Genomic DNA, 22349 nt, shown 5'->3' on the forward strand with positions numbered 1-22349 from the left:
AGTACACCTTCGACTGGTGCGTTGCGGCGAGCATCCAGATGGCGCACAACCTTATTGACGACACCGGTGGAGGTACGTGGGCGGATTCCACCCAGCAGGGCGAACTATGGGAGATGGCCCGGTCACGGTCGTCCAACTCGTACAACGGCGCCAACCCGTTCGGGTGGGCGCAGGTACTGACGGAAGTGGGCGTGGGGCCGTACACAGTTGTCAGCATCGCCGACTACGGCGCTGCCCTCCAGACGGCGGCACGCGCCATCGCTGACACGGGCAGGCCGGTGGGGCTGGTCATGTGGAGCGGCCGGCATGCGTGGGTGATGAGCGGTTTCGAGTCGATCGGCGACCCCGCCCGGTTCCCGGAGTTCTCTGTCACCGGCGTCCGCGTCCAGGATCCGCTCTACCCGCACGGCAGCGGGCAGTGGGGCCCATCGCCCGAACCCAACAGCCTCCTCACCCCCGAGCAGCTGGCCACGCAGTTCGTGGTCCGCGAGCCGCGGCGCTGGAGCAGCGAACTGCCGGCGGGCTACCTGCTGGTGCTCCCGGTCGCCGGGGCCTGACCGGCCGGGGCAGCGGACGGGCCTCGAAGGAACACCGGCAGCGCGCGGCGGACAGGGCGGGTACGGCTGCCCGCCACCGTATAATCGCAGCATGCCGATCACGCGCCTGTTCCCAGGCAGCCACGCCCAGCCGTCCGAACGCAAGTACCGCGGGAGCGGTCTGTGAGCGGCGGCCTGGTCGCCCTGCTGGACGACGTCGCAGCCCTGGCCCGCATCGCGGCCGCCTCGGTGGACGACGTCGCAGCCGGAGCCGCAAAGGCCGGGGCCAAAGCCGCCGGTGTGGTCATCGACGACGCCGCTGTCACCCCGCAGTACGTCTCCGGAGCTGACCCGTCCCGCGAACTGCCGATGATCAAGCGGATCTTCTGGGGCTCGCTCCGGAACAAGCTGCTGATCATCCTGCCGGCGCTGCTGCTCATCAGCGCCTTCCTCCCGTGGGCCATCCCCTTCATCCTCATGCTGGGCGGCACGTACCTGTGCTTCGAGGGCGCCGAGAAGGTCTGGCACAAAATCCGGCGGGACCACTCGGACGAAAAAGCGCCTGCGGTCGAGCGGGGTCCTGAGGCGGAGGCGAAGGTGGTCAAGGGCGCCATCACCACCGACTTCATCCTGTCCTGCGAGATCATGGTCATCTCCATGAACGAGGTGGCCGCCGAATCCATCTGGGCCCGGGCCGCCATCCTGGTGGTCGTGGCCCTTGCCATCACGGTGCTTGTGTACGGTGCGGTGGCACTGATCGTGAAGATGGACGATATTGGCCTGCACCTTGCCGCCAAGGATTCTGCGGGCTCGCAGCGTTTCGGCGAGCTGCTCGTCAAGGGGATGCCCGCCGTGCTGGCGGCCATCACCCTGATCGGGACCGTCGCCATGCTGTGGGTAGGCGGGCACATCATGCTGCAGGGCGCCTACGACCTCGGCTGGCACCTGCCGTATGACCTGGTCCATGCCCTCGAAGCCCCGGTCGCCGGAATCGCAGGTATTGGCGGCCTCCTCGCCTGGCTCGTGAACACCCTCTGCTCAGCCGTCCTGGGACTCGCCTGGGGCCTCGCCGTGATGGCTGTCCTGCACCCGCTGCTGAAGGCCCTGCCGTTCGGCAAGGAGAAGGGCCAGCACGAGGAAGGTGACGTCCGCGCCGAACTCGCCGGCTACCGGCCGACGAAGCACAAAGCGGATCCCGCTCCCTAGCCGGGCTAAAGCTCCTCCACCACCAGGTTCCGGTACGCCGCCCGGAGCGGGGCCATCTGCCGGAAGCCCAGGTATCCGCCGCCCAGCACGGCAGCGGCAGGGGATGGATCGTGCCATTCAAAAAGCGGCAGACCGTTGATGGCGAAAGCCACCCGCGGCCCGTCCTTCACAAGCTCCATCCGGTAGAAGTCCACCGCGTCCCCGGCCGGCGGCAGCGGATCGGCCCCCTGGGCCACGAGGTCAAACCCGGCGCTCTTGCGCAGGTTGCAGGTCCGGAAAGCCCGCTCGGACTCATATTTATTCCGGAAATAGGAGACGTGCAGGGCATCGATGTCCCCGGAATGGTACTGCGGGTAGTACCCAGTCCGCTGTGCCAGCGCACGGGAAAACAGGTCATGCCCGCCGTGCCCGCGGGCGGCGAAGAACAGCATGGCAAGGCCTGGTTCCTCGAGCGGCAGGAATTCCCAGGTGATCCGGATGGCGTCCGGGAACTGCACCGGGCACCAGAACGTCCAGTGCGCATGGTCCCCGAATTCCGCGTCGTCCAGTGAACCTGACAATTCCAGGGCGCCCTGGTGGGTCCCCAGGTTCAGTGGCCCTTCCACCACCCAGTCCCCCACATCCGCCGGGGACGCGAGGGCGTTGTTGTACAGCACCCTCGCCTCCGGGCCGGGCGTGCCCACCTAGCCGCGTCCCGCCGTCGTACGCACCAGGCCGTCGGGCACCAGGTCCAGCTCCTGGAGCTGGGCGGCAACGTGCCCCGCCACCAGCGCTGCTCCCTGCCGGGAAAAGTGGGTGTTATCCGCCAGGCCGTCCGGCCAGTAGGCATGGGACCCCGGCTCGAAGTGGCAGAAGAGCGGCTCCGATTCCTCCCGCCCCAACTGCAGGTAGAGCCCGCGGGTCCACGCGTTCAGGTCAAGAACCGGCAGTCCCAGTTCCAGGCCGATCTCCCGCACCACCTCCGGATAATCCTCCAGGCTCTGTTCCAGGACAGCAGCGTCCGACGACGGGCCGTCCAGGAAGTGCCGGCGCTCCACCGGGGTGCAGAGTACGGGCAGCGCCCCCAGGTTCTGCACCTCCCCCGCCATGGTCCGCAGGTTGGCGGCGTAACCCGTCCTCGCCGCGAGGTGCTGCTTCTTCTGGTCGTTGTGGCCGAACTGGATCAGGACCAGGCCCCCGTCCCCTGCCTCCGCCAGCAGGCGCCCCCACAGCCCTTCCTCGCGGAAGGACTCCGTGCTGGCCCCGCCCTTGGCGAAGTTGTACACGGCCCCGAAGGTGTAGACGTGGGGCCCAAGCTGCGCTCCCCAGCCGCTCATGGGGTACTCGTGCGTGGGGCAGTTGGCCACCGTGGAATCTCCGGCGAGCAGGATTTTCATGCTGTGCTTTCTCTCGTGGTGCAGGCTCAGCCCTTGACGGAGCCGATGAGCATGCCTTTGGCGAAGTGCTTCTGCAGGAACGGGTAGAAGATGAGGATGGGCAGGGTGGCCACCACAATCACCGCGAACTTGATGCCCTGCTCGGGCGGGATGTAGTTCGGGTCCACGTTGCCGGTGCCGAGCAGGTCCGATGACGCCGTGACCTGGCGCAGGTACATCTGCAGGGTCCACTTGGAGTTGTCGGAGAGGTAGAGCAGGGGTGACATGAAGTCGTTCCAGATGCCCACGGCGTAGAACAGGGCGAAGGTGGCCAGGACGGGCTTGGACAGGGGCAGCAGGATCCGCCACAGGATGCCGATCTCCGTGGCGCCGTCCATCTTGGCCGATTCCTCGAGCTCCGCGGGGAGCTCCTGGAAGAAGTTCTTGATGATGATCAGGCTGAACGGGTTGATGGCCGCCGGCAGGATCAGGGCCCAGTAGGAGTTCAGCAGGCCCAGGTCCTTGACCAGCAGGAAGGTGGGGATCATGCCGCCGGAGAACACCATGGCGAACACCACCAGGGACAGGATGACCTGCCGTCCGCGGAGCGTCTTCTTGGCCAGCGGGTAGGCCATGGTCACGGTGAAGGCGAGCTGGACCAGGGTTCCGACGGCGGTGACCAGGATGGTGGTCACCAGCGCCCTGGTGAAGGCGGGGGTGGAGAAGATGTATTCGTAGGAGCCCAGGGTGAACTGCTCGGGCCAGACGAAGAACGCCCGCCGGGTAATTTCTGCCTCGTTGGCGAAGGACCCTGCGATCACGTAGATGAACGGCAGCAGGGTGATGATGCCGATCAGGGACAGGAAGACGTAGTTCGCGGCGTCGAAGATCCGCCCGCCGGTGGTGTTGTGAATCTTCATTAGAACAGTCCGCTCTGGTTGAAGCGTTTGGCCAGGGCGTTGGTGCCGAAGATCAGCACGATGCCCACCAGCGATTTGAAGAGCCCCACCGCGGTGGAGTAGCTGTAGGCGCCCTGGGTGATGCCCACGAAGTACACGTAGGTGTCGAATACGTCGGCCACGGAGCGGTTCAGGGCGTTGGTCATCAGGTAGATCTGTTCGAATCCGGTGTTGAGCATCTGGCCGATGGCAAGGATCAGCATGACGATGATGGTGGAGCGGATCCCGGGCAGGGTAATGTGCCAGACCCTGCGGAACCGGCCGGCGCCGTCGATGATGGCGGCCTCGTACTGGTCCTGGTCCACGGTGGCCAGGGCAGCCAGGAAGATGATGGTGCCCCAGCCGGTGTTCTTCCAGATCTCCTGCAGCACGATCAGCGGCCGAAACCAGTTCGGATCGGACAGGAAGTCGATGTTGGTGCCCATCACGTTGTTCAGGAACAAGAACAGCGGGCCGAAGTCCAGGGCGAACAGCAGGAAGCTCAGCGACGCCACGATGGTCCAGGACAGGAAGTGCGGAATGTAGACGAGCGTCTGGACCGTGCGTTTGAGGATGGAAAGGCGGACCTCGTTCAGCAGCAGCGCCAGGACGATGGTCAGCGGAAAGGCGATGCCCAGGTTCAGGAACGCCAGGATCAGCGTGTTCCCAAGCAGCCGCGGGAAGTCCGGGTTGGAGAAGAAGTCCTGGAAGTGCTGGGTGCCCACCCACGGGCTGCCGTTCACGCCCAGGAAGGGGACATAGTCCTTGAACGCGATGGACACCCCGTACATGGGGGCATAGCGGAACACCGCGAAGTACACCACCCCCGGCACCAGCAGCAGGTAGAGCCACTTGTAGTGCGCGAAATGGACGGCGAAGCTGCCCCGCTTCCGGGGAGCAGGCGGCGTGTTGAGCGCCTGCTCCCCGGACTGGGTGTCAATGACAGGTGCTGCCATTTACTTGTTGTCCTGCCAGAGCTGGTTGATCTCTTCCTTGACCTTGTCCCCGCCGCTGGTGTTCCACAGCGTGATGGCGTCCTTGAGGCCCTGCTCATCGATCTGGCCGGCAAGGTACTTGATCCGTGCATCGGCCACGATGTTGTCCAGCTGCGCACCCTTGGAGACGTAGGTGGCGGAGACGTACGGGGCGGCCGGGTTGTAGACGGCGCTCTTGAGGTCCCCTGCCATCACTTCAGTGCGCTTGTCGAAGACCTGCTGCTCGTACTCCGTGGGCTGCTTCACCGGGTAGAAGGTGTTTCCGGCAACGTTCATGCCGAGCTGAGCGTAGCTCTTGATATCGGTGGAGACGGCTTTCGATTCCTCGGTTTCAGGCTTGATGGTGGCGGCCTTGCCGTCCTCGAGGGTGAAGTTCACGCCCTCGATGCCGTTGTTGAGCAGGATGGCCACGTCCTTGCCGTTCATGGTGTTCAAAACCTCCAGCACCTTCGCCAGCTCGGCCTCGGTGCGGACGCTGGCCTTCGGCACGGCGAGGAAGCCGGAGTAGCCGTCGGTGGGGTGGGCGTGGAGTTCGCCGTCGGGGCCTTCGAGGTTGCCCACGAAGCCCACCTTGTTCTCGTAGTTGTTGGGATCTGCCTGCTTGAACAGGTTGACCAGGACGCTGACGCGGGAGTCGACGTCCACAATGATGCCGCCCTTGCCGTTGAAGAACGGCTCGTTCCACTTGGTGCCGTCAAAGGTGGCGAAGTCCGGGTTGATGAGCTTTTCGTCCACCATCTTCTTGACGAACCGGTTGGCCTCGAGGAACTCCTCCGTTTCGAAGCTGGGGATCAGTTTCCCGTCCTTCTCGGTCCAGCGGTTTCCGGCGCCGTACCATTCCTCGATGAGGTCGTAGGGGCTGTTGGTGCCGAGTGCGCCCCACTTGGGGATGGTGATGCCCCAGGTGTCGTCCTGGCCGTTGCCGTCGGGGTCCTGCTCGGTGAAGGCCTTGGCCACCTTGTACAGGTCCTCGGTGGTCTTGGGCGCCTCGAGGCCAAGCTTGTCCAGCCAGTCCTGGCGGAACATGACGGCGGCGCGCATCGGGGCGCGGCCGCGGAAGACGCCGTATACCTTGCCGTTGATGCTGGCGTTCTGCTGGATGTCCGGGAAAGTGGTCTTGAGGTTCGGGTAGTCATCGAGTTTGTCCGTCAGGTCCCAGAAGGCACCGGCTTCCGCGTTCTTGACGAAGCCTGGGGTCTTGCCCTGGATCACCATGATGTGCGGGATCTCGGAGGAGGCAAGCGTGATGTTGGTCTTGTCCTCGTAGGACGCGTTGGGGGTCCACGTGATGTTGATGTCCTTGCCGGTGAGCTCTTCAAGCTTCTTCTGGACGGCACCGTCGGCACTGGGCGGCTGGGCCTCAAGGAACGGCGCCATGATGGACACCGTGCTGAGGTCCGCGGCCGGGGCTTCGCCGCCGCTGCAGGCAGTGAGGGAGATGGCCGTGGCCGTTACCACCGCGGCCGCCAGGGAGAGTTTTCTGCGCATCATGGTTGTCCTTTTCCACTTCTTTGGGGTTTTGATTGGTCAAGTTGTTGAGGGTTTTTGTTGATACGTTTCAAGCAATGGGGAAGCATTCAGGGGGAAGACCGACGGCGCCTCCCGGGCCCGGGTGCCGGGCAGCCTCCCGGCTGTCAGGCCACGGAGGCTGACGGGAGGGAGCCGTTCCCCGCGGGGATCTCCGGGCCGGCCGCCGGAGTCCCGGCCACGGATTCATCGTTGGCGGTGAAGAACCGGTCGCACAGCCAGCCGGTCACATACAGCCAGGCCCCGATGCTGAAGAACGGGACCAGGCCCGGGACGGTGGTGCTGGCATAGAACGCGGCAGCGGAAATGAACAGCAGGATGACAGTTCCGGCGAGATGCCGGAACGCGAAGCGGGAAGACGTCAGCAGGTACTGCCCCAGCGGGAGCTCGTACCTCGCATACAGCGGGAAAAGGTAACAGGCTGCGCCGGCCAGGAAGATGGCCGCCACAAAAATGCCGGCCGCCACCAGCTGTGGAAACAGGCCCTCCGAGGCCGAGAAGTAGTTCCAGTTCATGGACAGCGCAACTGCCGCCGCCATCACCGGGAGGGCGAGTACGTTGGCCCGGCCGAAGTTCCGGAAGTAATTGGCGCCGAAGCTGCGGAGCAGCGGAGCCGCATCACCCTGTGCGCGCTTCCGCACGGCGATCTGGGCGGCTGCGGTGGCAGGGCCTGCGCCGAGGACGCCCAGGCCCAGCAGCGTGAAGAGGATCCACAGCAGGTTCAGGCAGGCGATCCAAAGGAGGGTGTCAAAGAATGAGTAGGCCCGGGCACTGAACGATCCAGACAGCACGGCGCAGCTCCCTTCAGTTCTCCATCGTTGCAGAGGCGAAGGCGGAAGTGTTCCGCATCACGCCGGTAATCGGTTTCTCGAAAATCTAGACGCACATCGGCAGTAAGGTCAAGTGAAATTTTGAATCGTTACATAGCTGGACTCCGCAGAGTGCCATGACGCACACTGAGGGGTGGAAAGCGCTTGCTGGACCGTCGCGTGCGCCCACGCAACTGTGCCCTGCAGGGCGGAAATGGAGAATCATGGCAACGCCAACCGGCACCCAGAGCCCGGGTGCGCCCGCCGGGGCAGCAGCAACGGCTGGCCGCGGCGCTGCCGCCGGAACGTCAGGCCCCAAGGCCGCCCGCGTGGCTTTGGTCGGCGTGCACGGCTTCGGCACCCACCACCTCCGCAACCTTCAACGCCTCCAGGCGGCAGGCGCCGTCGAACTCGTTGCCGTGGCTGATCCGCAGCCGCCAGCAGCAGGCTCCGTTCCGGCCTCGGCCCGGGTGTACCCGGGCCTCGACGAACTGCTGTCCGCCACCACCTCCCTGGACCTGGTCATCGTGGCAACCCCCATCCAGACCCACGCCCCGCTGGCGCTCGCTGCCTTGCGCACCAACGCGGACCTGTACCTGGAGAAGCCCCCGGTGGCGTCCCTGGCCGATTTCAACCGGCTCTGTGACGCCGCAGCGGCGTCAGGCAGGAGCGTGCAGATCGGCTTCCAGAGCCTCGGCTCCCACGCCCTGCAGGAAATCGAAAACCTGGTGGCAGCCGGCACCCTCGGCACGCTCCAGGGCATTTCCGCCACGGGCCGCTGGGTCCGGGACCGGGCCTACTACAAGCGCTCCCTGTGGGCCGGGAAGCGCAGCATCAACGGTGTGGACGTGGTGGATGGTGTGGCCACCAATCCGCTGGCCCATGCCGTGGCAACAGCACTGAGGATTGCCGGGGCCAGGACCACGGCCGACGTCGCCTCCGTGGAAACCGAACTTTACCGCGCCAACGACATTGAGTCGGATGACACCTCGGTGATCCGCATCCGGACAGCCTCGGGCCTGCCCATCACCTGCGCCCTGACCATCTGCGCTTCCGAATCCGTGGAACCCTACGTCACGCTGCAGGGCTCCGCGGGAACCGCCATGTTCCACTACACGGAGGACCGCCTCACCGTCACCACGGCGTCGGGCACCACCGAGGAGACGTACGGACGCGAGGACCTCACCGGGAACCTGCTGTCCCACCGCAATTCCGGATCCCCGCTGATCAGCCCCCTCCCGGACAGCGGCGCCTTCATGCTGGTCCTGGAAGCGGTCCGGACCGCTCCGCTGCCTGCTGTCATCGGTGAGGCCCACGTCAGGTGGGAGGGCGACGGGGACGCAGCGCACGCCGTCGTCATTGATATTGAGGCTGCCCTGGAACGCGCGGGCCGCGAGCACGCTACCTTCAGCGAGCTGCGCCTGCCGTGGGCAACATCCGCCCCCTGCACCTTCAGCGTGCCGGCTTCCTGATGCGCCCGCAGCCTGCCACGACCCCGGAACTTGCCACGGCCATACCCAAAGCGCGGGGCCAGCTGCACGCCGTCAACCTGCTGACGGAAGGCCTCGCCGAGTGCCTGACCGCATCACTCCGGCCCGCGTTCAGCTGGCAGCTGGCCCAGCCGGACGGCTCCGATCCGGCGCGGGCCCTGCAGACCGGCTACGAGGTCACAGTGGAGGACGCGCAGGGGCTCAAGTTCTGGAGCTCCGGTCCGGTGCCCTCCCCCGCACAGCGCGGGGTCACCTATGACGGGCCTGCGCTCGACGGCGACACGGACTACGCGTGGCGGGTGCGGGTCCGCGACGCCGCAGGAATGCCCGGGGAATGGTCTACTCCGAAGATGTTCAGCACAGGCCTCCCGGACGATTCCTGGCAGGCCGACTGGATCCGACGCGCCCCCGGCGGCCGCGCCCCGCTGGAAATCCTCAACAACGCCCTCCGCGTGGCCGGCTCACCCCACCTGCCGGTTCCCTGCCCGCCTGCCCGCACCATCCGCCTCGAAGCCCGCGTCCGCCCGGTCATGGGCTGGGCCGGACTCATCCTTCGCAGCAACGGCCCCGGCACCGGCCTGCTGCTGGAACTCAACACGGCCGGGGAGGTGGTCATCCGCCACGCCCCGGTGTGGGAAATTCCAGCCCCGGCCGTCCCCGAAACCGCGGAGCTGGCCAGGGCCCGGGCGGACCGGGACCTGGATGTCCGCCAGGCGCGGCTGCCCGGCAAGGACCTGGTGCCCGGCTCCTGGCAGGACCTGCTGGTCACCGACGACGGCAACACCATCACCGTCTCCCTGGACGGCGTGGAACTGCTTGACGTGCACCAGCCCGCGGCTCCCGGGTCCGCCGGGAGGCCGGCCCTGCACCAGGGCCCCCGCAGCCAGGCCGAGTATGCATCGCTGCGTATCAGCAGTGCCGGCGCCGTCCTGCTGGACCACCGCTTCGACGCCAGCGGGGACCACGCCCGCGCCTGCCTGGCGCAGTGGGCCGCCTCCACGGCGCACCGCCAGCCGGACGAATGGACAATATTCCGCAGCACCCTGCAGCTCACGGGCCCGGTGCGCCGGGCGCGGCTGTTCATGGCGGCCCAGCACCACGCGCAAATCTCCCTGGCCGGTGTCCCCTGCCTGGCAACAACCTCTTTCGGCTATCCGGGCGAAGGCTACTACGACGCCGCGGACGTGACCGGACTGCTTGCGGCCCAGCCTCCGGGCGCAGCTGTACCCCTGACGGCAGTGCTGCACTGGTACGGCCCGGGCCAGGGGCGTGCCGCCGGACTCCCCGGCCTGTTGGTGCGCATCAGCGTGCAGTACACGGACGGCCGCCGCGAGGCCTTCTGTTCCGGGCCGGAGTGGTCAGCCGGCGAGGCGCCGTACCGGCAGTCCGGGTACCGCAATGACGAGGGCGACCCCGTGGAACACCTGGACGGGCAGGCCGCACGGGCCCTGGCCGCCGCGCCGTCCTCCCCGTCTCCATCTTTCCCGGACCTGCCGCCCGCCATCAGCTGCGGCCGCCACCCGTCAGCGGAGTCCCCCGGGCTGCACCCGCGCCGAACCTTCCTGGCCGGCGGGTTTGTTGCTCCCAAGGCTTTCCTGACGGCCGACGACGGCACCATGGTGGCGGACTTTGGCCAGGTTCTTCCCGGGTGCCCGGAGGTGGACTTCCTGGACGGAGTTCCCGGCCGCACCGTGATGATCCGGGCCGGCTACGCCCTCCGGCCCGACGGACGGGTGGACGCGGGAAAGACCGCAAGCCAGAACACGGACATGTCCTTTCCGTACACCCAGGCGGCCGGGCCCCAGCAGTTCAGCGCCACGGTGCACCTGGGTTTCCGCTATCTTGAGCTTCCCGGCGTGGAGGCCGCCGAGGTGTCCCGGGTCGGTGCCGTGCTGGCGCACGGCAGCCATCCGGCGGAGGGCGGTTTCAACAGCTCGGACCTTGTGCTGGACCGCGTCTTCGGGCTGCTGCGCGACTCGGCCCTCTACGGCGTCCAGGAACAGTTCGTGGACACGCCCACGCGGGAGAAGGGCCAGTTCCTGGCGGATGCGGTGAACATTTCGTATGCCACCATGGCCCTCTTCGGGGAGCACGCCTACACGGCGCAGGCGCTGCGGGAGTTCGCCTGGTCCGCCGTCCGCTACTGGTCCGAGGGGCAGGACCGCGGCCGCTACAACGCCGTGTACCCCAACGGCGACGGCAAGCGCGACATTCCTGATTTTTCCCTCATGGTCCCGGAGTGGGCCGAGGAGTACCACCTGCGCACCGGGGACCTTGGCCTGGTCCGGGAACTGCTGCCGCACCTGCGCAACACCGCCGACTACGCGTTGCGGTACGTTCCGGAAGAAGGGCCGACGGCGGGACTGGTCACCCGGCTGGGCGGCGGCTCCGGCCCCTACCTGCACGGCATCGTTGACTGGCCCGAACCCGGGCGGTTCGGTTACGACATGGAGTGCGCCGCGAAGACCACCGTCAACGCGCAGGCCTACTCTGCCCTGGTCTCCACGTCCCGGCTCTGCAGCGTGGCAGGCGATCATGATGCCGCCGTCCGCTATGCCTCCTCCGCCCGCCGGCTGGCCGACGCAATCCGCACCCGCCTGCGAGTGGACGGGGTGATGGTGGACGGACTGCACGCCGACGGCACCCCCAGCCCGCACGCCTCCCAGCATGCCGCGTCCTTCCCGCTCTCCCTGGGCGTCACCGCTCCGGAGTACGCCGCCGCCGATGCGCTGCGGATCGCCTCGATGGGGATGAAGCAGGGGCCGCTGACAGTCCACCGGCTGGTCCGCGCGCTGCTCTCCCAGGGCATGACGGACGCGGTGCTGGATCTCCTGACGGACAAGGACCAGCCCGGCTGGGCCAACCTGCTGGAGCGCGGCGCCACCTTCACCTGGGAAGCCTGGGACCTGGTGGAAGGAACGGACTACAGCCAGTCCCACGCCTGGTCCGCGTCAGTGGTCAAGGAGATCCTGGACCACCTGCTCGGCGTCCGGTTCAGCTCCCCCGGAGGCTCGGAGCTGCTGATCGAGCCTCCGCTGTGCCGGCTAAACCACGCCAGCGGCACGGTGCCCGTGAACAACGGCTATGTGGAAGCGGGCTGGACCCGGGACGGCGGACAGATGCGGCTGGAATGCACGGTCCCTGCCGGGACGGCGGCCGTTGTCCGGCTGCCAGCCGGCAAGTACACGGTCACGTCCGGGGATACGCACCCGACGGCGGAGGCCGCCGTCGTTCCTTCCGCTGCGGAAGCCGCCGGGACACAGCCGGCCGAGCACGCGACGCGGGATTTCAGGGTGCACGCCGGGACGTGGAGCTTCACGCCCCGGGCGTAGCCACCACTGGTCAGAGGAGGGCGCTCTTTGCCTCGTCCATGGCCTTCTTAGCCGCGTCCTGCGGTGAAAGGCGGCTGAAGTGGACCTCCAGCGAGTAGCGGCCCAGGACCTCCACAACGGCGGCGGAACCGGCGGGCGGCACCGGCACGCCCTCGCCCAGTTCGTCCGAGATCTCGTCGATGAACGCTGCCGTCTTCGCGTCCGCAGGGCTCAACTTGGCGGCTATGGCCTCGCGGATTTCCGAGTTGGCCGGGATGCCGCGGTCCGCCAGGCCGATCTCGCCGGCTACGGGGTTGTTGGTGACGAAGTCGATGAACTTTTGCGCTTCCACCGGGTGCTTTGTCCGGGAGCTGGCGGACCAGAACATGGACGACTTGTAGAACTGCCGGGCTTCGGACGCCTTGCCCCCCAGGCTCGGCGGGCGCCGGATCTCGAGGTCCTGCCCGGAGGCTTTGCTCAGGGCGCCCAACTGGTTGGACCAGTACATGTTCATGGCAAACCTGTTGGTGGACAAGCCCTGCTGGTCAATGGAAGCGCTGGCGTCCTCGGTGATCACCGAGGCCGGGGGCACTGCCTTGGAGTCGCGCATCTTCGCCTGGTACCCGTACCACTCGGCCAGGGCCGCCTCATCGAATCCCAGCTCCCCGTCCGGGGTGAACAGCGACTTGCCGTGCTGCCGGAACCACAGGTTGGCCGCGGCATCGCTGTTCACCTGGCCCGTCCCGTACACGCCGTCCGGGCTGGCTGCCGTGATGGCCGCTGCGGTGTCGTTGAGGTCCTCCCAGGTCCAGGCCTCATCGTCCGGGAGGGCCACTCCGCTGGCCGAAACCAGCGAGGGGTTGGCCAGGACGACCATGGCGTTCACGCCACTGGTCACGGCATACTGCTTGCCGTCCACCTTGCCGGAGTCCGCCACGGGCTGGTCGAACTTCGAAAGGTCCACATCCTTGAGCTCGAGCAGCGCGCCGCGCGCGGAGTATTCACCCAGGTAGGCCGCGTCCATCTGGATGATGTCCGGGGCGTCCTGTGAGGCCACCTGGGTGGCCAGCTTGTCCCAGTAGCCGGACCAGTCGCCGTATTCGCCTTCGACGTCGATGTTGGGATTCTCCGCCTCGAAGGCTTCAATCAGCTTCTCCGTCATCTTGTGCCGGGTGTCCGAGCCCCACCAGCTGAAGCGCAGGGTCACCGGCCCCTCTGACTCGGCTTGGGGAGAGCTGCCGCAGCCGGTCAGGACCAAGGAGAGGGCTGCCGCCGCGGCGGCGGCTTTGGGCAGCAGGGATTTCTGGGCGCGAAACATCATCGTTTGTCCTTTGGCGCGGGTTGCTGGAACCTGGAAGAAACCGGTTTCCCACAGCCTAGGTGTGAGCTGGCGCACGCGTCAAGGCTTCTAGAGGAGCCACTGCCGGGAGACGGCAATGACTCTCTATCGGCCGGCAATCAGGCCTGCCTGGCACCCGCCCTGCGCCCGTGGAGCCACAGCAACAGACCAATGACAAGGGCGGACAGCATGCCCAGCCCGCCAGTGGCCACCAGTCCGGTCCGCACGCCGAACTGCTCCGTGAGCCAGCCCGCAAGGAGGCCTCCCAGTGCGTGCCCGCCCAGCAGGAGGGGAAGGTAGAGGGCCATGACGCGGCCGCGGATTTCCGGGCCGGCTTCGAGCTGGACGGCGGTGGCCGCGCTGGTGAGGAAGAGGAGGGTCATAAGCCCCACCACCACTAGCATCACGATGAACAAGGTAAGGGTGGGCATCAGGGCCGCCACCAGCTGGGACAGGCCGAACAGCCCCGCAGCCGCCACGATGCCTTTCCGCTCCAAACTCCGCAGCCGGGCGGCCAGCAGCGCACCGGCCAGGGCCCCGATGGCGCTGACGGTGTTGAACAGGCTGAAGCCTTCAACGCCGTTGTGCCACACCCGTTCGGCGAAGGCGGCCAGCACCACCGGACCGTTCATGCCGAACATTCCCAAGAGCCCGGCCAGGGCGATGACCAACAGCAGGGACGGCCGTTCCCGGACGTACCGGAACCCGGCCAGGAGCTGCCCGCGTCCGCGCGCCGCCCGGGTGCCGGGATGCAGCTCGGCGGGGCGGATGGCGGCGATGAGGCAGAGCACCAGCAGGCACAGCACGGAGTTCGCCGCAAACGCAGCAGCCGATCCTGCCTGGGCGATCACCACACCGCCCACGGCGGGACCTGCCATGGCGCCCAGCTGGCCGAGGGCGTTGTTGAGGCCGATGGCCGGCCGGAGGTTGGCGTCGCCCACCACCTCGTTGACAAAAACCTGGCTGGCCGGCTGGTTGATGGCCGACGTGACGCCCAGTGCCACACAGCTGGCATAAACGGCCCAGACGGTGATGGTTCCGCTCGCCGCCCACGCCGCGAGGCCAAGGGCCAGGACGGCGATAACGGCCTGGCACCACAGCATGATCCGGCGCTTGGGAAACATGTCCACCAGCAGGCCGCTCAGGGGTCCCACCACCAGCATCGGGAGGAACTGCAGGGCAACGGCCACCCCCACCGCGGCGGGGCTGCCGGTCAGCTGCAGCACGAGCCAGTCCTGGGCGAGCCGTTGCATCCACACGCCCACGCTGCCGGTAAACACCAGGGCCAGGAAGAGGCGGTAGTTGCGTTGCGTCAGCGGCTGGTACCAGGCCGGTTGGTGTGTGCGGGCGCGTCGGGACTGCCGGGCACGCTGGCGGTTGAAAGGCACTGCTTCAGGCGCGGGTGGAGCGCAGTTTGACGGCGGCGGCCGCCAGGATCAGGGTGCCGGGAACCACCACGAAGAGGGCGGCCAGCATCCAGACGAACACCACGGCCCCGAAGAGCGCGGCAGCGAGCAGGAGGGACCCGCTCCAGTCCTTGAGGGACAGCGCCTGGCCGGCCTCGAGCGCTGAGCGCCAGGAGGTGCGGGAATCTGTGTGGGCGCCGGCGGCATCGGACCACGCGGCGGCGGTGCGCAGGAGCAGGATTGCTCCGGCGGCCGCGAGGATCAGGGTGGCCGGCAGCACCACTTCCCGGCCCGGGAGCTGCCCCACCCAAGCGAGCAAAAGGTTAAGGACAATCACGACGGCGGCTGCCGCCGTCGTGATTCCCAGCTTCCAGCTGCCTGGCAAGGCAGCCTTGAACGTGCCCCAGAGGCCGCGGACGGAATCGTCCCGGCCCGAGAGGTGGCGCTCCAGATGGGCGATCCCCGCCGCATAAGCGGCGGGGATCGTCACCAGCGGAAGGGACAGCACCAGCACCAGCACCCCTGCCAGCAGGGTCTCGGAGAACAGCGCGAAGCGGTTGACCGGGACGGGTTCGTGGTGGTTGGGGGCGGGTGTGGTGCTGTCCATGACGCTCATTTTCTGTCTCGTTTTCCGTCAGCCCTTGAGGCCCTGGGTGGAGACGCCTTCAACAATGTACCGCTGGAACACCAGGAAGAAGATCAGCACCGGCAGCAGGGCCAGGACGGACATGGCGATCATGGCGCCGTAGTCCGAGGACTGGGTCTGGTCCACGAAGAGGCGCAGGGCCAGCGGCAGGGGGTACTTGTCCGGGGTGTTGAGGTAGAGCAGCGGGCCCAGGAAGTCGTTCCAGCTCCAGATGAAGGAGAAGATGGACGTCGAAATCAGGGCCGGCTTCATCAGCGGGAGCATGATGGAGGTGAAGATCCGGACGTGGCCTGCGCCGTCGATGCGTGCTGCTTCGTCCAGTTCGGCCGGGAGGTTGCGCATGAACTGGACCATGAGGAACACGAAGAACGCGTCGGCGGCGAGGAACTTGCCGATCAGCAGCGGCACGTAGGTGTCCACCAGGCCCAGCTGCTGGAACACGATGTACTGCGGGATGATCACCACGTGGAAGGGCAGGAGCAGGGTGGCGATCATCATGCCGAAGAAGATGCTGCGGCCGGGGAACTTGATCCTGGCGAACGCGTACGCCGACACGGACGCCGAGAGGATGGTTCCCACCACGGCACCGATGGCCAGGATGAGTGAGTTGGTGAAGAACTGCAGGGTGGATACCCCGCCGATGCCGTCCATGGCCGTGACGAAGTTGTCGAAGCTGAAGTTGTTGGACCACAGCGAGGTGTTGGAGCCGCCAATTTCGGCGTTGGGCTTGAAGGCCGAGGCGATCATCCACAGGCCCGGGTACAGGACCACCGCCGTGAGGGCGAGGGCCACCAGGTGGAAGACGGTGCTCTTGGCGCGCTTGGTCCCGGCCGACTCGGACTTGGGATTGTAATGCGCCAGTTCTGCGTCCGGCAGGGTCTGGGTGGGGGTTGCCGTGCTTGTCATTTTGCATCACCGCTGTAGTGGACCCAAGACTTGGACGTGCGGAAGAAGATCAGGGTGATGATGCCGACGACGATCACCAGGAGCCAGGCCATGGCCGAGGCGTAGCCCATCCGGAAGTCGCTGAAGCCCCGCAGGTACAGGTAGAGGGTGTAGAAAAGGGTGGATCCGGCAGGGCCGCCTTCACCGTTGGAGATGATGTACGCCGAAGCGAAGATCTGGAACGCGTGGATGGTTTCCATGAGCAGGTTGAAGAAGATCACCGGGGAGAGCATGGGCCAGGTGATGTTGAAGAACTTCCGCACCGGGCCGGCGCCGTCCATGGACGCCGCTTCGTAGAGGTCCGCCGGGATCTGTTTCAGGCCGGCGAGGAAGATCACCATCGGGGCGCCGAACTGCCATACGGTCAGCAGGATGAACATCGGCATGGTCATGGCCGGGTTGCCTACCCAGCCGCCCAGGTTGATCCCGAAGAAGGAGAGGCCCTGGTCCACCGGGCCGGCATCGCCGAACATGGCTTTCCAGACGATCGCGATGGAGACTGATGCGCCGATCAGGGACGGGGCGTAGAACGCGGAGCGGTAGAAGCCCTGGCCGCGCCGCTTGCTGTTCAGCAGCATGGCCACTGCCAGTGCCGCGGCAAGCTTAAGAGGGGTGCCGAAGACCACGTAGGAGACCGTCACGCCCACCGACTGCAGGAACCGTTCGTCCTGGAAGAGGGTGGTGTAGTTGTCCAGGCCGATCCACTTGGGCGGCTCGAACAGGTTGTAGTTGGTGAAGGAGAGGTAGAGCGAGGAAATCATGGGCCCAACAGTGAGGGCGATGAATCCCAGCAGCCAGGGCAGCAGGAAGGTGTAGCCGGCGCGGGCGTCCGCCCCGCGCTGCCGCGACTTGCGCGGCAGCGGGGAAGCGGACGACGACGAGCGCCTGCTCAGTGTTGGGCTTTGGGTCACGAGTTCATTCCGTCAGTCATGAAGGCTTTGGCAGGCAAGGTGCCTGGTCAGGCGTTCTGCTTGATGAGGTCTTCGGCTTCCTTGAACCACGCGTCGGCGGCGCCGTCGATGGTGAGCTTGCCGTAGTTGAGGTCCGAGGCAACGCGCTTGAAGGAGGCCTCGAGCGTGCCGAAACCGACGATCGGCGGCTCCGGAGCGTCCTTGAGGTACTGCTCGATGGACTTCTCGTAATCCACCACGAGCTTGTCCGTACCTTCGAAGGTGGTCCCGTCGCGCTGGGTCTTGGAGGCCGGAACACCGCGGGAGGTCTTGAAGATCTGGCCCACCTCGGGGTCGTTGACCATGAAGTCGATGAAGCGGGCAGCAGCATCCTTGAACTTGGTCTTGGCGCTGGCCACCATCAGCATGGACGGCTTCAGGAACAGGCCCAGGTTGTCCGGGTCGTCCGAGGGGACCGGTGCAAGCTTGAGTTCCTTCGCGCCGCTGTCCGCCAGGTAGCCGGCCATGAAGTTGTCCCAGGTGACTTCGGTGGCGGTGACGTTGGAGCCGAACGGGGACTTGGGCGCGAGCTGGGTGACACGCTCTTCGGAGACGATGGCCGGGGTGCCGCGCAGGGCGGCGGTCTGGTTCCACCACTTCTTCAGGTCGTCCTTGGTGAAGCCCAGCTTGCCGTCCTCGGTGAAGGCTTCGATGTTGTTCTGCCGGAGCCAGATGTTGAACATCCACCAGACGCCGGTGTAGTCCGTGCTGCCGAAGATCTCGCCGTTGCTCTTGGCACCCACCTCGGCCAGGAACTCATTGAATTCCTTGTAGGTCCAGGAGCCGTCCGGTTCGGCGATGCCCAGGGAAGCGAGCTTGGCGGGGTCGTAGTACACAGCGAACGCGTTGGTGCTGGTGGGGATGCCGTAGGTCTTGCCGCGGATCTGACCGGAGGGCAGGAGGGACTTCTCGAAGGCGTCCGTGTTGATGTTCACGGTGCCCAGGTCCAGGAGCTGGTTGCGCTGGCCGTAGTCACGCAGGTAGGAGAGGTCCCACTGCATGACGTCGGGCAGGCCGCCGCCGGCGGCCTCGGTGGCGCGCTTCTGCCAGTAGCCGGCAAAGTCCGTGAAGTTGCCGTTGACCTTGATGTCCGGATTCTTCTCCTCGAACAGGGCGATCGCCTTGCGGGTGCGCTCGGCGCGGTCATCGTTGCCCCACCAGGTGTAGTTGATGGTGACCGGGTTCTCCGCGGAGCCCGTCTCTCCAGCGCTGGTGCCGGATCCCGTTCCACACGCGGCCAAAGCTGCGGCAGATGCGGTGCCGACGGCCACGGTGGTGAGGAAATGCCTTCTGTTGATCATGGGAGCCTCCTTGCTCAGTGTGTGCAATCCCCGACCTCAACTACAACCAAAGTAGTGAGCTGGCTTACACGGCTTCTGAAACGATACAATATCCCTATTCCCGCAAATGGGCAAGCGTTTTCCAAGCGGCTGGTTTCCGCCGCGTGATCATCCACACCGCAGACAAAGGAGTCCCATGACCCACCAGGCGAACCCCGGCGCGGCCAGCGTTTGGAACAACATCGAGGGCATTGCTTTCGGTGGCGACTACAACCCGGAGCAGTGGCCGGTCAGCGTCAGGCTGGAGGACCTGGAGCTGATGCAGGAGGCCGGAGTGAACTTCCTCAGCGTCGGCATCTTCTCGTGGGCCCTGCTTGAGCCGGCTGAGGGCCAGTACGACTTCGGCTGGCTCGACGACGTGCTGGACAACCTGCACGGCATCGGCGTCAAGGTCGCGCTGGCCACCGCCACCGCTGCTCCCCCGGCATGGCTGGTGCGGAGGCATCCGGAAATCTTGCCGGTCACGGCTGACGGCACCACGCTGGGACCGGGGTCACGGCGGCACTACACGCCGTCGTCGGCCGTGTACCGGAAGTACGCGGCCGGTATCACGCGCGTGCTGGCGGAACGGTACAAGGACCACCCCGCCCTGGCGCTGTGGCACGTGGACAACGAGCTGGGCTGCCACGTTTCGGAGTTCTACGGCGAGGAAGATGCTGCCGCGTTCCGCCTGTGGCTCAAGCGGCGGTACGGGACCATCGATGCACTCAACGCCGCCTGGGGAACAGCGTTCTGGTCGCAGCACTACGGCTCCTTTGAGGAGATCCTTCCTCCCAGTGCTGCACCGTCCACGCTTAACCCCGGCCAGCAGCTGGACTTCCAGCGCTTCAACTCCTGGGCGCTGATGGACTACTACCGCAGCCTGGTTGCCGTCCTCCGGGAAGTCACCCCCGCAGTCCCCTGCACCACCAACCTGATGGCTTCGAGCGCCACCAAATCCATGGACTACTTCGGCTGGGCCAAGGACCTGGATGTCATCGCCAACGACCACTACCTGGTGGCGGAAGATCCCGAACGGCACATCGAACTCGCGTTCAGCGCGGACCTCACGCGTGGCATTGCGGGAGGTGACCCGTGGATCCTGATGGAGCATTCGACGTCGGCCGTTAACTGGCAGCCGCGCAACCAGCCCAAGATGCCCGGCGAAATGCTGCGGAACTCGCTGGCGCATGTGGCTCGCGGCGCGGACGCGGTGATGTTCTTCCAGTGGCGGCAGAGCTTTGCGGGCTCGGAGAAGTTCCACTCGGCCATGGTTCCCCACGGCGGCCGGGACACCCGGGTGTGGCGCGAGGTGGTGGACCTGGGCGCTGCACTCCAGCTGCTGGCACCGGTCCGCGGTTCGCGGGTCGAGTCCCGCGCGGCCATCGTGTTCGACTACGAGGCCTGGTGGGCCAGCGAAATCGATTCCAAGCCGAGCATTGACGTGCGGTACCTGGACCTGCTGCGGGCCTTCCACCGGTCACTGTACCTGCGGGGCGTTTCAGTGGACATGGTGCACCCGTCGGCGTCGCTGGACGGCTACGGCTTGGTCCTCGTCTGCACGCTGTATTCGGTGACGGATGAGGCTGCCGCCAACATTGCCGCTGCCGCTGCCGGCGGGGCGACCGTCCTTGTCAGCTACTTCAGCGGGATTACTGATGAGAGGGACCACGTGCGGCTGGGCGGCTACCCGGGGGCATTCCGGGAACTCCTGGGCGTACGCGTTGAGGAATTCCACCCGCTGCTGGCCGGATCGCAGCTGAAGCTGAGCGACGGCACGGTGTCCTCCATCTGGAGCGAGCACGTGCACCTTGACGGCGCGGAGGCACTCCAGACGTTCACCGGGTACCCCCTGGAGGGCGTTCCCTCCCTGACCCGGCGGGCAGTGGGAACCGGCGCCGCGTGGTACCTGGCCACGTTCCCCGACCGTGACGGGATCGAGTCCCTGGTGGACCGGCTGCTGGCGGAATCGGGGGTCTCCCCCGTCGCCGAGGCCGACGCGGGAGTCGAGCTGGCCCGCCGGCGCTCGGCCGACGGCGGCAGCTTCCTGTTCGCCATCAACCACACCCGGGCAGCGGCAACAGTGCGGGCATCCGGCACGGACGTGCTCTCCGGCGAGCGGTTCACCGGCACCGTGGAAGCAGGCAGCGTTGCGGTGATCGCGGAGGACTGAGTCGGCTACTCGGTAGGTCGCCAGGCATGGGTAAGCCCCGAAGGCCACAGAATGTATCCTCCGGGGCGTGCCGTCCGCAGATTTGAGAAGCTGCGAATTGTCAGGGGCAGCTGGGCAGGGGTTATCCCCTACCTCACTGAAGTGTCGACTAACCCGTGATCCTAATGGCCGGCTCGGTGAACCCCTCGAAGGTCAGCGTATAGATGTAGCTGAGGGCCACGCCAGAGACAACGGGAGTCCAGTTCGGGTTCGGGCAAGAGAAATCGGCCAGGAATTCCTCCGAGCTCTCTCCGGTTTCGGACTGCGCCGGGACCTTCAGCCTGCCGTTCTTTGTTGAGGTGACCACCTCGCTGGTTGTATTCGTGTCGGATTCCGTGAACGGGTCGACGACTTTGTCCTTCGAACCTGGGTTTTGGCACTCGCCCGTGAATGTGCTGGTGACGGCCAGGGTCACCGTCGCGTTGGTGTTCCCGACGCCCGCAATCTCCGTGCCGGTGCAGGTTACAGTGAGTTCATCGAGGGTACAGACGGGTTCGGCAGAGCCCTTCGTGTAGTGGGCTCCCTGGGGAGCGTTGTCGAAGTTTGTTGCGGCCTGTGCCGCTGTCATGCCCGTTGCGACGGCGATGAGTAGTGCAGCGAACAGAGCCAGGACGCGGCGGAGTGATAGCTTCATTTTTCATACTTTCCGCAGATGCCTTTGGCCTCATGCCGAAAGGCAGCGATTAAAGGAATTGGCGGATCGGCACTCACCGGTCCTGCGTGCTTCGGAAACTTCTAAAGTTCCCCAAAACCACCCGGCCGCAGCACTCGGTTTGGGCTGCGCCTTTCACATGGGGCGAGCGGCGGCAGCATCAAAGGTGTGCTGTCCTCGCCACTCAAGAGATGGCCGAATCCGGCTGATTATTCTTGCTGATATTGGGATTCTTTCAGTGCAAACGCTGCAAATATGAAGCCACCGATTCCCAGTTTATGGCGGTGTGCATGCCACCAATGGCAGGCGACGCTGAGGCCAGTTCGCACCTCCCAGTAGGACAATTTTACGTCTCTGAGGGGCGCCGTATCCTGCAGCAGCGCTAAAGAGGGGAGGTCCAGATTACTGGAGTGGGGCATTAGGTAGATGTGCTTTGGCCGGCGGTGTGCTGGGGTACGCAGCGCTGCCAAAGTTTTCCACATAGGGGATTGGGGACGCGTTATTGTCGGTGGTCTTTGGCAGAGTTGGGTTATGGAAACGGCTGGGGTTTTGGGGGCGGGGCAGGCAGGGCGCCGGCCTGATGTGTCTGTCGCTCGTCCCTCGCCGGCGGCCTCCGGGCGCCTTGACTCTGGCACCATGACTTCTGCGGACCTGCCCTCGATCGCTGACGTCTCCCGTTCCCTGTTGTCGGTTCCGGTCGCGGCTGACGGCCT

The 22349-nt window shown here is 66.1% G+C and carries 18 protein-coding genes and 1 pseudogene; 6 read left to right on the forward strand and 13 right to left on the reverse strand.

The genetic code is table 11. The features are described from left to right. Positions 1 to 557: pseudogene (locus HTS88_RS20710) on the forward strand (hypothetical protein); the annotation flags it as partial. 162 nt (positions 558 to 719) lie between these two features. Beyond that, positions 720 to 1742, forward strand: coding sequence for a DUF808 domain-containing protein (locus HTS88_RS20715; protein WP_174181881.1), 1023 nt, complete (start codon positions 720 to 722; stop codon positions 1740 to 1742). 5 nt (positions 1743 to 1747) lie between these two features. Here the strand turns inward: HTS88_RS20715 and HTS88_RS20720 are convergent, their stop codons facing one another. The 6 genes from HTS88_RS20720 to HTS88_RS20745 all read right to left on the reverse strand — a co-directional run bounded on the left by HTS88_RS20720 (position 1748) and on the right by HTS88_RS20745 (position 7348). Then, positions 1748 to 2425: a DUF1961 family protein gene (locus HTS88_RS20720; protein WP_174181883.1), complete on the reverse strand. Its 678-nt coding sequence runs from the start codon at positions 2423 to 2425 to the stop codon at positions 1748 to 1750. Beyond that, positions 2426 to 3118 carry a rhamnogalacturonan acetylesterase gene (locus tag HTS88_RS20725; RefSeq protein ID WP_174181885.1) on the reverse strand — a complete coding sequence of 231 codons (693 nt, stop codon included), beginning with the start codon at positions 3116 to 3118 and terminating at the stop codon, positions 2426 to 2428. Positions 3119 to 3144: 26 nt separating this feature from the next. Continuing rightward, positions 3145 to 4017: a carbohydrate ABC transporter permease gene (locus HTS88_RS20730; protein WP_174181887.1), complete on the reverse strand. Its 873-nt coding sequence runs from the start codon at positions 4015 to 4017 to the stop codon at positions 3145 to 3147. After that, on the reverse strand, positions 4017 to 4991 hold the full coding sequence (locus HTS88_RS20735) for an ABC transporter permease (protein WP_174181889.1): 975 nt from the start codon (positions 4989 to 4991) through the stop codon (positions 4017 to 4019). Before HTS88_RS20735 ends, HTS88_RS20730 begins: the two co-directional genes overlap by 1 nt. After that, on the reverse strand, positions 4992 to 6521 hold the full coding sequence (locus HTS88_RS20740; protein WP_174181891.1) for an extracellular solute-binding protein: 1530 nt from the start codon (positions 6519 to 6521) through the stop codon (positions 4992 to 4994). Positions 6522 to 6664: 143 nt separating this feature from the next. Further along, complete coding sequence (locus HTS88_RS20745) at positions 6665 to 7348, reverse strand: YesL family protein (RefSeq protein ID WP_174181893.1); 684 nt, start codon at positions 7346 to 7348, stop codon at positions 6665 to 6667. A 242-nt stretch (positions 7349 to 7590) separates the two neighbouring features. Between HTS88_RS20745 and HTS88_RS20750 the strand changes: the two genes are divergently transcribed. After that, entirely contained in the window at positions 7591 to 8838 is a 1248-nt protein-coding gene (locus tag HTS88_RS20750; protein ID WP_174181895.1) for a Gfo/Idh/MocA family protein, read from the forward strand. Further along, positions 8793 to 12188 carry a family 78 glycoside hydrolase catalytic domain gene (locus HTS88_RS20755; protein WP_343045040.1) on the forward strand — a complete coding sequence of 1132 codons (3396 nt, stop codon included), beginning with the start codon at positions 8793 to 8795 and terminating at the stop codon, positions 12186 to 12188. The genes HTS88_RS20750 and HTS88_RS20755 overlap by 46 nt, the downstream gene beginning before the upstream one ends. Before the next feature lie 10 nt (positions 12189 to 12198). Here the strand turns inward: HTS88_RS20755 and HTS88_RS20760 are convergent, their stop codons facing one another. From HTS88_RS20760 to HTS88_RS20785, 6 genes are all read right to left on the reverse strand, one after another. Further along, positions 12199 to 13488: an ABC transporter substrate-binding protein gene (locus tag HTS88_RS20760; protein WP_174181897.1), complete on the reverse strand. Its 1290-nt coding sequence runs from the start codon at positions 13486 to 13488 to the stop codon at positions 12199 to 12201. Between the two features lie 137 nt (positions 13489 to 13625). Further along, a complete protein-coding gene (locus HTS88_RS20765) occupies positions 13626 to 14894 on the reverse strand; it encodes an MFS transporter (RefSeq protein ID WP_174181899.1) in 1269 nt (422 codons plus the stop codon). A gap of 4 nt (positions 14895 to 14898) precedes the next feature. Next, entirely contained in the window at positions 14899 to 15528 is a 630-nt protein-coding gene (locus HTS88_RS20770; protein WP_174181901.1) for a Poxvirus protein I5, read from the reverse strand. 18 nt (positions 15529 to 15546) lie between these two features. Next, entirely contained in the window at positions 15547 to 16464 is a 918-nt protein-coding gene (locus tag HTS88_RS20775) for a carbohydrate ABC transporter permease (RefSeq protein WP_174181903.1), read from the reverse strand. Next, complete coding sequence (locus HTS88_RS20780; protein WP_174181905.1) at positions 16461 to 17414, reverse strand: carbohydrate ABC transporter permease; 954 nt, start codon at positions 17412 to 17414, stop codon at positions 16461 to 16463. The genes HTS88_RS20775 and HTS88_RS20780 overlap by 4 nt, the downstream gene beginning before the upstream one ends. Positions 17415 to 17461: 47 nt before the next feature. Continuing rightward, complete coding sequence (locus tag HTS88_RS20785; RefSeq protein ID WP_174181907.1) at positions 17462 to 18754, reverse strand: ABC transporter substrate-binding protein; 1293 nt, start codon at positions 18752 to 18754, stop codon at positions 17462 to 17464. Between the two features lie 175 nt (positions 18755 to 18929). On the opposite strand from HTS88_RS20785, the gene HTS88_RS20790 reads away from it, so the two are divergent. Beyond that, the gene (locus HTS88_RS20790; protein WP_174181909.1) at positions 18930 to 20945 is read left to right on the forward strand and encodes a beta-galactosidase; all 2016 of its coding nucleotides are present in this window, start codon (positions 18930 to 18932) and stop codon (positions 20943 to 20945) included. 148 nt (positions 20946 to 21093) lie between these two features. Here the strand turns inward: HTS88_RS20790 and HTS88_RS20795 are convergent, their stop codons facing one another. Then, positions 21094 to 21618 carry a hypothetical protein gene (locus tag HTS88_RS20795; RefSeq protein WP_174181911.1) on the reverse strand — a complete coding sequence of 175 codons (525 nt, stop codon included), beginning with the start codon at positions 21616 to 21618 and terminating at the stop codon, positions 21094 to 21096. Between the two features lie 549 nt (positions 21619 to 22167). Here HTS88_RS20795 and HTS88_RS22040 point away from each other — a divergent pair. Continuing rightward, a partial coding sequence (locus tag HTS88_RS22040) for a hypothetical protein (RefSeq protein ID WP_217432790.1) occupies positions 22168 to 22349 on the forward strand: 182 nt, incomplete at its 3' end.

Origin of the sequence: Pseudarthrobacter oxydans (assembly GCF_013314975.1) — a bacterium.
GTDB classification, from domain to species: domain Bacteria; phylum Actinomycetota; class Actinomycetes; order Actinomycetales; family Micrococcaceae; genus Arthrobacter; species Arthrobacter oxydans.

Excerpts from the sequence above, each read along its gene's own strand:
- HTS88_RS20725 (WP_174181885.1), bottom strand. The coding sequence starts at position 3,118 with ATGAAAATCCTGCTCGCCGGAGATTCCACGGTGGCCAACTGCCCCACG.
- HTS88_RS20730 (WP_174181887.1), bottom strand. The coding sequence starts at position 4,017 with ATGAAGATTCACAACACCACCGGCGGGCGGATCTTCGACGCCGCGAAC.
- HTS88_RS20735 (WP_174181889.1), bottom strand. The coding sequence starts at position 4,991 with ATGGCAGCACCTGTCATTGACACCCAGTCCGGGGAGCAGGCGCTCAAC.
- HTS88_RS20740 (WP_174181891.1), bottom strand. The coding sequence starts at position 6,521 with ATGATGCGCAGAAAACTCTCCCTGGCGGCCGCGGTGGTAACGGCCACG.
- HTS88_RS20750 (WP_174181895.1), top strand. The coding sequence starts at position 7,591 with ATGGCAACGCCAACCGGCACCCAGAGCCCGGGTGCGCCCGCCGGGGCA.
- HTS88_RS20760 (WP_174181897.1), bottom strand. The coding sequence starts at position 13,488 with ATGATGTTTCGCGCCCAGAAATCCCTGCTGCCCAAAGCCGCCGCCGCG.
- HTS88_RS20770 (WP_174181901.1), bottom strand. The coding sequence starts at position 15,528 with ATGAGCGTCATGGACAGCACCACACCCGCCCCCAACCACCACGAACCC.
- HTS88_RS20775 (WP_174181903.1), bottom strand. The coding sequence starts at position 16,464 with ATGACAAGCACGGCAACCCCCACCCAGACCCTGCCGGACGCAGAACTG.
- HTS88_RS20785 (WP_174181907.1), bottom strand. The coding sequence starts at position 18,754 with ATGATCAACAGAAGGCATTTCCTCACCACCGTGGCCGTCGGCACCGCA.
- HTS88_RS20790 (WP_174181909.1), top strand. The coding sequence starts at position 18,930 with ATGACCCACCAGGCGAACCCCGGCGCGGCCAGCGTTTGGAACAACATC.
- HTS88_RS20795 (WP_174181911.1), bottom strand. The coding sequence starts at position 21,618 with ATGAAGCTATCACTCCGCCGCGTCCTGGCTCTGTTCGCTGCACTACTC.